This is a genomic window from Brevibacillus sp. NRS-1366 (assembly GCF_050467985.1).
The window spans coordinates 139,928-151,814 of record NZ_JBITPN010000002.1; the positions used below are offsets into that span (position 1 = coordinate 139,928).

Consider the following 11,887-nt stretch of genomic DNA (forward strand, 5'->3'; position numbering starts at 1 on the left):
TTGAAAAAGGAGAGATCGGTGTGCCTCAAAACAACAAGGTTGGATCAACGGGCCGAAAAAAAGGGATTAACGTTTTTGTTCTGCTGTTTGGGGTTTTGGTAATCGCAACGTTCCTTACCTACATCGTGCCTGCTGGCGAATACGCCCGGGTGGAAGTAGACGGAAGAAATGTGGTTGATCCACACTCATTCCAACAAGTAGACTCGACGCCTATCTCTTTCTTTCAGCTGTTTAGCTCAATCCATACAGGGCTGGTAGAAGCAGGAGATATCATCTTTTTTGTTTTGATCATTGGGGGAACGTTTGGAGTGCTGACGGCGACAGGTGCCGTTGATGCGTTCATCCGCACCTTGTCCAAAAAGCTCGGTGACAAGGAGAAATGGCTCATACCCATCATGATGCTGTTTTTTGCATTCGCAGGTGCGTTTACGGGCATGGCGGAGGAAACATTGGCTTACATCCCGATCCTGGTGCCTTTGGCCGTCTCGCTCGGGTTCGATGTCATTACCGGAACGGCGATCGTGCTGGTCGGGGCTTCAATCGGCTTTACAACAGCAATCATGAATCCGTTTACAGTCGGAATCGCTCAAGGAATTGCCCAATTGCCGATCTTCTCAGGCATTGGCTATCGGATTGTGTTGTTCATCATCATGTACGTCGTTTCGGTCAGCTTTATTTACCGCTATGCGATGAAGGTGAAGAAGAACCATGCTCTCGGCTTTTATGGAGAAGGAGGAACATTCGAGGCGGCCGCTCCATCGAATGATCAACCTTTATCGAAAACACACAAGCTCGTCCTCACATGCTTTCTTCTCAACTTTGCTGTTCTGATTTTCGGTGTGCTTCAATTCAAATGGTATATTACTGAAATTTCTGCCCTGTTTGTGGTTTTGGCGATTGTGATTACGATTATCGGCCGCCTGTCAGCCAATGAACTGATCGAATCGTTTATGAAAGGGGCAGCGGGCATGTTGACCGGTTGCCTGATTATCGGTCTGTCTAGAGCGACGCTGGTTGTCTTAAACGATGGACAAATCATCGACACGCTGTTGTATCATGCTGCCGGCGTGCTGGATGAAATTCCGCCTACGCTCAGTGCCGGAGGAATGTTTATCCTGCAAGCCTTGATCCACTTTGTTGTTCCATCCGGCAGCGGACAAGCAGCGCTGACCATGCCGATCATGGCACCTTTGGCCGATTTGGTGGGCGTCACGCGGCAAACGGCGGTTCTCTCCTTTTCTCTGGCTGATGGTATTGGAAATATCATCTACCCGACCTCCGGCTATTTTATGGCGGGACTGGCACTTGCGGGCATCCCCTGGATTCGTTGGGCCAAATGGATTTTGCCGCTGATTTTGATGCAGTATGCCATTGGACTGGTTGCTGTCTTGATCGCAAACCTGATGCACTATGGACCGTTTTGACAAAAGCTGATTTGAACGGAGGAATCATTCTTGAAAATCGTATCGATTGAAGTGTTTGCTACCCAGTTGCCTTTGCTGCAACCGTTCATCGTCGCCTACGACGAGTTCCATGAATTGCCGAGCATCATGGTCAAAATCACGACGGACACGGGGATCATCGGCTATGGAGAAGGTATGCCGGATCCGCATGTAACGGGAGAATCCTTTTCCAGCACTTATGAGATGCTGGCGAAAGATATAGCGCCGCTCGTCATCGGGCAAAATCCGTTTGATATTGAAAAAATTCACCGGATCATGGCAGAAGCGGTCTATGCAGCACCATCGGCAAAAGCGGCAATCGATATCGCCTGCTACGATGCCATGGGCAAAGCCGCAGGCCAGCCCGTCTACAATCTGCTCGGAGGCAAAGCGCACGAATCGCTTGCAGTACCATACGTCGTGAGCATTCTCGCTCCCGAAGAAATGGCGCGCCAGGCTGCCCAGGCGGTAAAGGACGGCTATACGTGCATCAAAATAAAGGTTGGCACAGACCCGGCTGTCGACGTAAAACGTATCCGTGCTGTACGGGAGGCGATTGGCGAACACATGCAGCTGCGCGTGGATGCCAATCAGGGATGGCGGAATGTAGCTACCACGATGCGCGTCTTGAAACAGGTAGAGGACTGCCAGTTGGAATGGATTGAGCAGCCGGTGCTGGCCGACGATCTGATCGGCTTGGCCGAAGTCAGACAGAAGACGTTCATCCCCGTGATGGTCGATGAGGGACTGCACGGGGACAAGGAAATGCGCGAGGTGATCGTCAGACAAGCGGCTGACCTGATCAATATCAAGCTGATGAAATGCGGCGGACTGTATCCTGCCCTAAAGCTTGTAGCCCAGGCGGAAATGGCCGGAATCGGCTGTCAGGTCGGTTCCATGGTGGAATCAGCGGTTGCGACAGCGGCAGGTGCGCATCTCTCCATGACAAAAGACATGATTTTTTCCAATGAGATGGTAGGGCCGCTGATGTTCTCCCGTGATTTTGGGAAATTGAACTACGATAAATATCAGTTGCAGTTAAGTGACCGCCCGGGGCTCGGGGTGGACGTGGATGAGGAAGCTGTGCGTGAATTAAGCGTGCACACCTGCTTCATCGGGTAAAGGCTGCTAAAGGGGAAAACCAGAAATCGCTGGGGCAGGTCTTGACCAGGTTTTCCGGTTTTTCTTTTTTTACGTATTGCCGATTCCTATACCGTATATGCACAATCTGGGTAAAGAAGAGATTTTTCTAGTTGAACAAATAGAATATGGAAATTATACTCTGATACATAGATTTACGATGCATGATATATCTATGTATGAATGAAGCATGGGAGGACCAATGAAAATCAATAAAGAGCTGATGAAGGGCAGTACCGTCATCCCGATTTTAACCATGCTGGGTCAGAGCGTCAGAGATGCATCAAGAGATTCGGCTGGAGCTGGAAAGCCACTTCAATGATCTGGTCGAAGAGGGAATGGGAGAAGGCTTAATGAGGAGGAGGCGATCCGGCAAGCGATACGGAGAATGGGCGATTCCGCCATGGTCGGGAAGCAGATGCACGAGATTCATAAACCAAGGGTAGAGCGGAGCCTTCTTTCCGGCGTGGTCGTTTTTTTGGCAATAGGGTTGTTTACCATGTACGGGGTTCAGGTCGATTTCATCTTACTGGATTTTGCGGCCATTGCGTCGTATTTGTTCCTGGTGAGTGCTGCGGGAATTATACTAACCAGAATGTGGCGATATCAGGGTGCCGCCGTGAAACTAAGCGTATTGATACTGTTGCCAGGCTCCCTTTTTATCCTGAGCAAATCGCATGTAGACCTTATGCTTTACCTCGTTGGGGTAAGCACGCTCATCGTTGTTGCAAAGGGCAAGTGGAAAGAAAAAAGCTTGTTTTTGCTCGCGGGCACGGTAACGGCCGTGGGTGTTTAGATTAGTAAAGGGTACGTTCCGAGAAACATTGCTGCCTGGATGAACCCGCATGATTCACTGCAGGGAGACGGTTATGTGAGAGGAATCGTCCCTTTATTTTTCCTGTCTTTTTTCTGGCCGATTTTGATGTCCTTGGGTATGCTGCCGATTGTGAAATTAGGGGACAACAAAAGAAACACCCTCACTTTTTCGGGTGAAGGTGCGGCGAAAACTAATCCTTCAGTTCTGTAATGACCTCAGATGCACGCTTTTCATCAGGGGTAGGAAACATCTGGAATTGATGCTGGATCTCGATTTCTTTTTCATCCACGTTGGAACGGTTCTGCATGGACCGTTCCTTCGCCGTGTGTTCACCATGTTTTTCGCTGCTTTCCATGATCAGTCACCCCCTCAAACAGGTAGGGTTTACAACAAGGCAACGCTTTATTCCAAAAAGAGGAAGAGATGTCTGGAGAAAACATCGCTAAATGGTAAAGCCGACGCATTTGTAGCGATGGACCTGTTCGAATCCGAGGTGAAGCGCTATTTTTTTCGACGCGTCATTGTGCGAGGAACAATCCCAGTAGGCAAAATAGCCGTTTTCCATAATTTCTTTCACCACAATGCCTTTGCTCCAGACCAAGGCAGTTTTCGGTGAGTCGGCTTGATCTGTAAAAATCCAACCGGGATTATTGTTCTCGATCACAGCAAGAATTTCGGGATGAGAATGTCCTTTCTTCTCTATTTACACGTCGTATTTGGCTGTAAGCTCGGATAAATAGCTTTTGATGCAATCCAAAAGCTCTGGGGAATATTTCACCGCTACTTCTTTCCCTAAGCTAATGAAAAACTTTGCGAAAAACAGAATGTCACTCTTTGAAATACTGCCTTCCAGCCAACCGGTACCATCCGGCCGAATATGGAGCATAGCAACTGACCAAGGCTCAGCCTCGCACGTCTGGACGCCTTCTTTGGTCAGTTCTGCAAAAAGGGTGACGTCCTCGGGTTCCTTCCCTCTATTTAAACGTCGGTTTTCCAGGTGAATATGACGCAGATCCAACGGTTTCGATGACGAAGGGGCGACAGCTTGAATGCGATCACACCTGAACAAGCGAATGTCATCACTTTGGAAGCAATGGGCAGGACAATACCAGAAGCCGTTCCGTGTATAAATTCCAATGGGTTGTATCTCCCGACTGTCCGGTTTTTCCCGAGATTCGTAATCGATCAGCAAGACTTTTTGCTGGATAGCTGCGTCGAGGAGGACGGATAAATATCGTGAGCTGGCTTGCCTGGTAGGCGTGACAAAATCCACACGGTTCTTCATTTGATCAATCCGATCCCGGATGTCTTGTGGCATATAAGCATAAAATTTGCTCAACACCGAAGACGATTCGGTTTCAAAAGGCAGGGAGGAATAGTGGCGAAGGGCATGGATCGCAAAAAAAATGGCGACGGCTTCTTCCTCGGAGAAGGCAATCGGAGGCAGAAGTCTTTCTTTCAGCACGCGATAGCCGCCATTAGGCCCCACTTCCGAATACAGTGGCACCCCTAATTCACTTAATTCCTGCAGATCCCTTAAAATCGTTCTTTGGGAAACGCCAAATTCTTGCGCGAGCTCTTTGACCGTAAATTTCCGCTTTTGGTTGACGGTCATCATTAATTCCATCAGTCTTTTTGATTTGGGCATGGCATGACTCCGGTTTTCATAATTATGACAAGATTTGTCACTATTATCTGTTAGAGTGGGGATGAAAGCAAGTGAAACTAGCACTAGAAAACAAAGGAGGAATAGTTATGCCGACAAGAAAATATTTTCAATCAGGTACGCTCAAGCTTTCTTACCTTGACTATGGTGGAGAGAGTCAAAATGTACTGCTCCTGTTACATGGGCATATGAATGATGCACGAACCTTTTCCGCATTTGCGTCTGCATTCAAAGAAGAGTGGCGAGTGATTGGCTTGGACCAACGCGGTCATGGCTGGAGTGAACATTCGTCCGAATTGGATTATTCGAGAGAGAGCTATATCAATGACATACAGAACTTGATTCAAACCGAGCTGGGCGGACGACCTGTGACAATCGTGGGTCATTCCCTGGGCGGAGTCAATGCGTATCAGTTTGCCGCGCGTTACCCTGATCTCGTCAAAGCTGTCATCGTGGAAGACATTGGAGTAAAAATTCATGCCGATTTATCCTTTGCCGAGCAGCTCCCCGAGCGTTCTGCCTCTCTACAAGACTTGAGGGCGTCGATTGAACGGACAGGGGTTGTGGCCATCGACTATTTTTCGGAAAGCGTATTTGAGGATGAAAAAGGGTGGGGATTTCGTTCTGATTTGAAAGGAATGAAAATTTCCCAGCAAAACATAAATGGCGGGTGGTGGGAAGACTGGCTTGCCTCTACATGTCCCATTCTGCTGATTCATGGCCAAAAAAGCTTTATACTAGACGAAAACCAAGCCGAGCTAATGGTATCGCGAAGACCAAACACCAAGCTAGAAACGTTTGAACAATGCGGTCACGGTGTCCATTCAGATGACCCAAGCGGCTATGAGCAGGTTGTGAAGAATTTTCTTGTACAGCTGAAGTAAAGCCTGTGCGAGGGGGGAAAGGGGAAACAAAAGCCCTCTTCCTCCCAAAAAGGTGCTCACTCAAGAAAGATTACCTGAATAATAACTTTTTTCTGAATTGACACAGATATGACTGCTGTGATTTACTTAATAAAAAGTTATCCATCAATTGAATAGCGGCGGATGATGATTGTAGGAGAGACTAAACGACTGGTTTAGCACCGAAGGAGCAAGTCCCATAAAACCCTTGGGATCAATCTCTCAGGTACAAGATACTACAATTGGACGCACCTCTGGAGAGCGCTGAGCACAGCCACCCAAGGGGAATACTCCGAGCACCATATGCGGAGTTAAACTCTCAGGTAAAAAGGACAGAGGAAAGGTAGAGTATCGTCACTCTATCTTTCCTCTGTCCTTTTTTTCGTGAAAAACGTCGAGACGTTTTTCAATAAACGGGATGTGACCACTTGCGGGCGAGTAAATGGTCATGACCGTTTTATATGTAAGGTCATGAGAGAAAGATGGCGAGATGGGAAAGGAGGAAACGAAAAAGAATATGGAGCTTACGGTCAAAGACGCGGCTCAAAGCGAACTCGGCAAACTCAGCTTCCCAAAGGATACGGCTCTGCGGATTGACGTAGTGCTGTCGGGGGATTGTGGTTGTGCATTCTCTGTCCAGCTCGCAGTGGATGAGTTGCGAAAAAACGATACGCTGATCTATCAGAATAGCATTCCCTTTTGCATCGACCTTTTGACCAAAAGAAATCTGGGCGACGTGCTCACACTGGACTATGATCTTGTTCTAGGTTTTTCGTTATCCAGTCCAGACGAATTGTTCTCGGATCGGCTCCAGATTCGCTTGAGCTGATCACCTGCAAGAAACAAAAAGAGAAAAGCGGAGGGAATCATGACAGAGAATGGAAACGGAAGTACGGAGCAGCTGGATGTCTTGGTCATCGGATCTGGACCAGGTGGATATGTAGCAGCCATTCGCGCGGCCCAATTAGGCAAGCAGGTGGCGATCGTAGAAAAAGATGTGGTCGGCGGTGTTTGTTTAAATAGAGGCTGTATTCCATCCAAGGCGCTCATCTCCGCAGCGCATCAGTACGAAGTGACGACTCATTCCCATGAGATCGGACTGCAAGTAGCGGAAGTCAGCGTCGACTTCGCGAAAGTACAAGAATGGAAGCAAAGCGTGATTGATAAACTAACGGGCGGCGTCAGCTCCCTGCTCAAAGGGAATAAGGTCCAACGAATCAAAGGGGAAGCAAAGCTGGTTGGGGACAATCTGGTACAAGTGAACAACGGGGAAGAGGCGAGTCTTTACCGTTTCTCACATTGTATCCTCGCTACTGGTTCCCGGCCGATTGAACTGAAAGCCTTCCCGTACCAGGGACGTGTACTTTCCTCGACGGAAGCGCTTAGTCTCACAGAGATCCTGAAAAGCCTTGTTGTGATCGGTGGAGGCTATATCGGAATTGAGCTGGGCCAAACGTATGCGAAGCTAGGTGCCAAAGTAACGATACTGGAGGGATCGGACTCTATTTTGCCAGGATTCGAAAAAGAGATGTCCCGCTTTGTTGGACGAAAGCTAAAGAAGCTGGGGGTAGACGTACAGACGGGAGCGATCGCAAAAGAAGCGCAACAAACCGCAGATGAAATCACCGTCACGTATGAGACAAAAGGGGAAGTGCATCAGATCACGTCTGAATATTTGCTGATTACAGTAGGTAGACGTCCGAATATCGATCATCTCGGACTCGAAACCGTCCATATAAAGCTGACGGAGCGCGGCTTTATTCAAGTGGATGAGCAGTGCAGAACAAGCGTCCCGGGCATTTATGCGATCGGCGATATCGTGGAAGGCCTGGCATTGGCGCACAAGGCTTCGTACGAAGGGAAAATCGCGGCGGAAGTCATTGCCGGGCAGGGTAGTCGAGTCAGCTACAAAACGATCCCTGCTGTCGTTTTTTCCGATCCGGAAATAGCAAGTGTCGGTCTCAATGAGACGGAAGCGAAGAGCCAAGGCTATACGGTTACAATCGGCAAATTCCCTTATGCGGCAAATGGGCGGGCACTGTCGCTAAATGCCGGTGATGGTTTTGTCAAAGTCATTGGGGACGAACAGAAAGGAGCTATTCTTGGAGCGCAAATCGTTGGTCCGGAAGCATCCAATCTCATTGGAGAGCTCGGGCTGGCGCTTGAAAAAGGACTTACGCTAAAAGATATTGCCCATACGATTCACGCCCATCCGAGCCTGGCCGAAATCATCATGGAGGCCGCAGAAGGTGCGCTCGGGCAAGGTATTCATCAGTTGAGCAGGTAAACAAGAGCATTTTGCGACAGTCAAAATTTCATAGATCGCGGATGATGATTGTAGGAGAGACCAGACGATTTGGCTGGCACCGAAGGAGCAAGTCCCAAAAACCCTTGGGATTAATCTCTCAGGTAAAGAGTACTACAATTGGACGCACCTCTGGAGAGAGCGTATGCCACCCAAGGGGAACGCTTTGGCAAGAATTTCGCTGCGATAGGCAGGGACCAGACCAAAGCTAAACTCTCAGGTAAAAAGGACAGAGGAAAGGTAGATTACACGTGAATCTATCTTTCCTTCGTCCTTTTTTTACTTTCTTAAATCTTGATTTCGCTAACGCGATTAAGGAAGGAAGTATAAGAAAAACTAAGGCTTTCGATATTCGAATTGGCGATAAGCCGAGTTTTTCTCATAAGTGAGGAAAGGTAGCAAATAGGAGGATTGTTCATGAGTTTGCAGGAGCGTGACTTTGAAATTTTTTCAGCCATCGATAAGGAAAACAACAGACAGCACCGGACGCTGGAGCTGATCGCCTCCGAGAATTTTGTCAGCGAAGAAGTCATGCAAGCGATGGGATCAGTACTGACCAATAAATACGCCGAAGGCTATCCGGGAAAACGCTACTATGGCGGCTGTGAACATGTGGATGTGGTTGAGCAGCTGGCGATTGAGCGGTTAACCACCTTGTTTGGCGCCAAGTACGCGAATGTACAGCCCCATTCCGGTGCGCAAGCGAATACGGCCGTCTTTTTCTCCCTGCTCCAGCCTGGTGATACGATCATGGGAATGAACCTCTCCCACGGAGGACATTTGACGCACGGAAGCCCAGTCAGCCTTTCGGGCAAATGGTTCAACGTCGTAGATTACGGCGTGAGAGAAGACAATCACCTGATTGATTACGACGAAGTGGAGGCGACTGCCCTGCGCGAGCGTCCCAAGCTGATTATCGCCGGAGCGAGCGCATATCCGCGCCAGATTGACTTTGCCAAGTTTAAAGAAATTGCCGACAAAGCCGGAGCCAAATTCATGGTGGATATGGCGCACATCGCCGGTCTGGTCGCAGCAGGCCTGCATCCGTCGCCCGTTCCCCACGCAGATGTGGTGACGAGCACGACGCACAAAACATTGCGCGGCCCTCGCGGCGGGATTATTTTGACCAACGATGAAGACATTTTCAAAGGTATCAACAAAGCGATCTTTCCCGGCATCCAGGGCGGCCCGCTGATGCATGTGATCGCAGCCAAAGCCGTTTCCTTCAAGGAAGCACTCCAGCCAAGCTTTACTGAATACGCAGAGCATGTCGTGAAAAATGCGTTTGTATTGGCAGATACGCTCAAACAGGAGGGCGCGACGCTGGTGTCAGGCGGAACGGATAATCACCTCGTACTCTTGGATGTTCGTCCATGGGGCTTGACGGGAAAAGAAGCAGAAGCCCTGCTGGAGGAAGCAGGCATTACAGTAAACAAAAATACGATTCCATATGACACAGCGAGCCCATTTGTGACGAGCGGTGTACGGATCGGCACAGCAGCCATCACGACTCGCGGCATGAGGGAACAAGAGATGAAAGTGATCGGAGGGGCGATCGCCAAGGTGCTGAAGGAAAAAGGCAATGCCACGGTCACCGAGCAAGTGCGTGAGCAAATCGGGCAGCTTTGCCAGGCGTATCCCCTGTATCAAAAGATCCCAGTCCAGTAAGGAGGAGGAAGGGCGATGGTTTATGATAGCTGCTTTGATATTATCGGTCCGATTATGGTAGGTCCGTCAAGCTCCCATACAGCCGGAGTAGTGTCCATCGGAAAGTTTGTCCATGACTTTCTCGGAGGGGAGCCAGAAGCGGCGCATATTGTTTTCTATGATTCATTCTCGGAGACCTATAAAGGGCACGGAACGGATAAAGCAGTCATTGGCGGCTTGCTCGGAATGGACACTGACGACAAACGGATCAGGGAAGCCATAGAGCTGGCCGCTCGGCGCAAGGTGGCCCTAACCTTCGAATGCCAGGGGGATTGCCCATATTACGACCATCCCAATACTGTCCTCATTACCGCGACAAGAGCAAATGCGACGGCGATCATTGGAGGGGTTTCGATCGGGGGAGGAATCTCCAAAATTTTCAGTATCAATGGATGTGAGCTTGACCTTCCGTTGAATCTCGCCTATGAACTCGAAGCGATCAGAACCAAGTACGAGGAGAAACCGCGCTATGTGGCGTATGCAGGGGGAGCCTAAATGAACTTCACATCAATGGAGGAGCTGCTGAAGGTTTGCGAGAGTATGAACATGAGCATTGGAGAGGCGATGCTCGCTCGCGAAAGCACCAAGTCGGGACAGCCGGAGCGGGAAATCAGCGAAAAAATGAAGCTGCGCCTGGTTCGAATGAAAGAAGCAATTGATCAGGGAGTGGGCGATCAAACACTTGCTCCGAGCGGAATTTCCGGCGGGGACGCCTACAAAATGGAGCGCTATCTGGATCGGGGCGAGCAGCTCACAGGTAGTATTGTCGGGGATGCGATGAAGTTCGCTTTTGCCACATCTGAAATGAATGCGCGGATGGGGATTATCGTGGCGACGCCTACCGCAGGATCGGCAGGGATTTTGCCAGGCTGTTTATTCTCGCTGCATAAGAATCAAAAATATACGTTTGAGCATTTGGTCATGGGGCTGTTTACCGCGAGTGCGATCGGCTATGTGATTGCCAACCGTTCCTTTATTTCTGGAGCTGCGGGCGGATGCCAGGCTGAGGTAGGATCGGCTACCGCTATGGCTGCTGCCGCAATTGTAGAAATCAAACAGGGAACACCCCGTCAAGCCATTCATGCCGCGGCAATTGCGCTCAAATCTATGCTCGGTCTGGTGTGCGATCCGGTAGCTGGTCTGGTAGAAGTGCCGTGCATCAAGCGCAATGTCATCGGTTCATCCATTGCTTTTTCCGCAGCAGATATTGCTCTAGCGGGAATCGAGAGCCAAGTTCCATGTGATGAAGTGATTGGCGCTATGTATGACATTGGCAGAAAAATGCCGCGGGCGTTGCGGGAGACGGCACTGGGAGGTCTCGCGGTAACCCCGACTGGGGAAGCTGTTAAAGAGCGCATCATGAAATAAAAGACTGGGGGAGTGTGGACAGGATGGACGGATCAAAAAGAACGCCGTTGTTCCCACTCTACGAAAATGACGGAGCCAAAGGCATTATAACAATACAAATCAAGCAGAGCCATCAAAGGAGAATCGATCATGAGCAAAGTCAAAGAAAACTGGTTGTACAGCAAGGAACACGAATGGGTAGAGGTACTGAGCGAGACTCGCGTACGGGTAGGAATCACCGATTTTGCCCAAAATCAGCTCGGAGACCTGGTATTCGTTGAAATCCCCCAAGTAGGCGATGAAGTGACGGCAGATCAAACGATGGGAACTGTTGAATCGGTAAAAGCGGTATCCGATCTGTTTTCCCCCGTCAGCGGCACGGTCGTGGAAGTGAACACAGAGCTCGAAGACAACCCGGAGGTAATCAATACAGAGCCTTATGGCCAAGGCTGGATGATCGTCATTGAACTGAGCAATCCAGACGAGCTGTCAGGGCTTTTGAATGCGAAACAATACGCTGCATTTGTCGAGGAGGAATAAAGGTGAATTATCGTTATCTGC

13 protein-coding genes and 2 riboswitches are annotated in these 11,887 nt (G+C 49.4%); of the genes, 10 read left to right on the plus strand and 3 right to left on the minus strand.

All coding sequences use genetic code 11. The features are described from left to right. Positions 1 to 14 precede the first annotated feature (14 nt). The 3 genes from ACIFQN_RS01390 to ACIFQN_RS01400 all read left to right on the plus strand — a co-directional run bounded on the left by ACIFQN_RS01390 (position 15) and on the right by ACIFQN_RS01400 (position 3,378). Positions 15 to 1,424, plus strand: coding sequence for a YfcC family protein (locus ACIFQN_RS01390; protein WP_429831405.1), 1,410 nt, complete (start codon positions 15 to 17; stop codon positions 1,422 to 1,424). Positions 1,425 to 1,454: 30 nt separating this feature from the next. Beyond that, positions 1,455 to 2,564, plus strand: coding sequence for a mandelate racemase/muconate lactonizing enzyme family protein (locus ACIFQN_RS01395; RefSeq protein WP_429831225.1), 1,110 nt, complete (start codon positions 1,455 to 1,457; stop codon positions 2,562 to 2,564). A 421-nt stretch (positions 2,565 to 2,985) separates the two neighbouring features. After that, positions 2,986 to 3,378, plus strand: a complete 393-nt coding sequence (locus ACIFQN_RS01400; RefSeq protein WP_429831226.1) for a hypothetical protein — start codon at positions 2,986 to 2,988, stop codon at positions 3,376 to 3,378. Between the two features lie 211 nt (positions 3,379 to 3,589). Here ACIFQN_RS01400 and ACIFQN_RS01405 read toward each other — a convergent pair whose 3' ends face one another. The 3 genes from ACIFQN_RS01405 to ACIFQN_RS01415 form a co-directional block, all read right to left on the minus strand. Continuing rightward, on the minus strand, positions 3,590 to 3,754 hold the full coding sequence (locus ACIFQN_RS01405; RefSeq protein ID WP_429831227.1) for a hypothetical protein: 165 nt from the start codon (positions 3,752 to 3,754) through the stop codon (positions 3,590 to 3,592). An 87-nt stretch (positions 3,755 to 3,841) separates the two neighbouring features. Beyond that, complete coding sequence (locus ACIFQN_RS01410; RefSeq protein ID WP_429831406.1) at positions 3,842 to 3,964, minus strand: GNAT family N-acetyltransferase; 123 nt, start codon at positions 3,962 to 3,964, stop codon at positions 3,842 to 3,844. Between the two features lie 138 nt (positions 3,965 to 4,102). Next, on the minus strand, positions 4,103 to 5,047 hold the full coding sequence (locus tag ACIFQN_RS01415; RefSeq protein WP_429831228.1) for a helix-turn-helix transcriptional regulator: 945 nt from the start codon (positions 5,045 to 5,047) through the stop codon (positions 4,103 to 4,105). A 107-nt stretch (positions 5,048 to 5,154) separates the two neighbouring features. Here ACIFQN_RS01415 and ACIFQN_RS01420 point away from each other — a divergent pair, with 107 nt between their 5' ends. The 7 genes from ACIFQN_RS01420 (at position 5,155) to gcvH (ending at position 11,866) form a co-directional block, all read left to right on the plus strand. Beyond that, complete coding sequence (locus ACIFQN_RS01420; protein ID WP_429831229.1) at positions 5,155 to 5,949, plus strand: alpha/beta fold hydrolase; 795 nt, start codon at positions 5,155 to 5,157, stop codon at positions 5,947 to 5,949. A 162-nt stretch (positions 5,950 to 6,111) separates the two neighbouring features. Continuing rightward, a riboswitch (glycine riboswitch) is annotated at positions 6,112 to 6,216 on the plus strand. Between the two features lie 268 nt (positions 6,217 to 6,484). Beyond that, positions 6,485 to 6,796 (plus strand): iron-sulfur cluster biosynthesis family protein, encoded by a 312-nt coding sequence (locus ACIFQN_RS01425; protein WP_429831230.1) that lies wholly within the window; start codon positions 6,485 to 6,487, stop codon positions 6,794 to 6,796. Positions 6,797 to 6,835: 39 nt separating this feature from the next. Then, on the plus strand, positions 6,836 to 8,254 hold the full coding sequence (gene lpdA / locus ACIFQN_RS01430; protein WP_429831231.1) for a dihydrolipoyl dehydrogenase: 1,419 nt from the start codon (positions 6,836 to 6,838) through the stop codon (positions 8,252 to 8,254). A 41-nt stretch (positions 8,255 to 8,295) separates the two neighbouring features. Beyond that, positions 8,296 to 8,399, plus strand: a riboswitch (glycine riboswitch). A gap of 290 nt (positions 8,400 to 8,689) precedes the next feature. Continuing rightward, positions 8,690 to 9,940, plus strand: a complete 1,251-nt coding sequence (gene glyA, locus ACIFQN_RS01435) for a serine hydroxymethyltransferase (protein WP_429831232.1) — start codon at positions 8,690 to 8,692, stop codon at positions 9,938 to 9,940. Between the two features lie 15 nt (positions 9,941 to 9,955). Continuing rightward, positions 9,956 to 10,474, plus strand: a complete 519-nt coding sequence (locus ACIFQN_RS01440) for a serine dehydratase beta chain (protein ID WP_429831233.1) — start codon at positions 9,956 to 9,958, stop codon at positions 10,472 to 10,474. Beyond that, complete coding sequence (sdaAA, locus tag ACIFQN_RS01445) at positions 10,475 to 11,347, plus strand: L-serine ammonia-lyase, iron-sulfur-dependent, subunit alpha (protein WP_429831234.1); 873 nt, start codon at positions 10,475 to 10,477, stop codon at positions 11,345 to 11,347. Between the two features lie 129 nt (positions 11,348 to 11,476). Then, positions 11,477 to 11,866, plus strand: coding sequence for a glycine cleavage system protein GcvH (gcvH, locus tag ACIFQN_RS01450; RefSeq protein ID WP_429831235.1), 390 nt, complete (start codon positions 11,477 to 11,479; stop codon positions 11,864 to 11,866). The last annotated feature ends 21 nt before the right edge of the window (positions 11,867 to 11,887 follow it).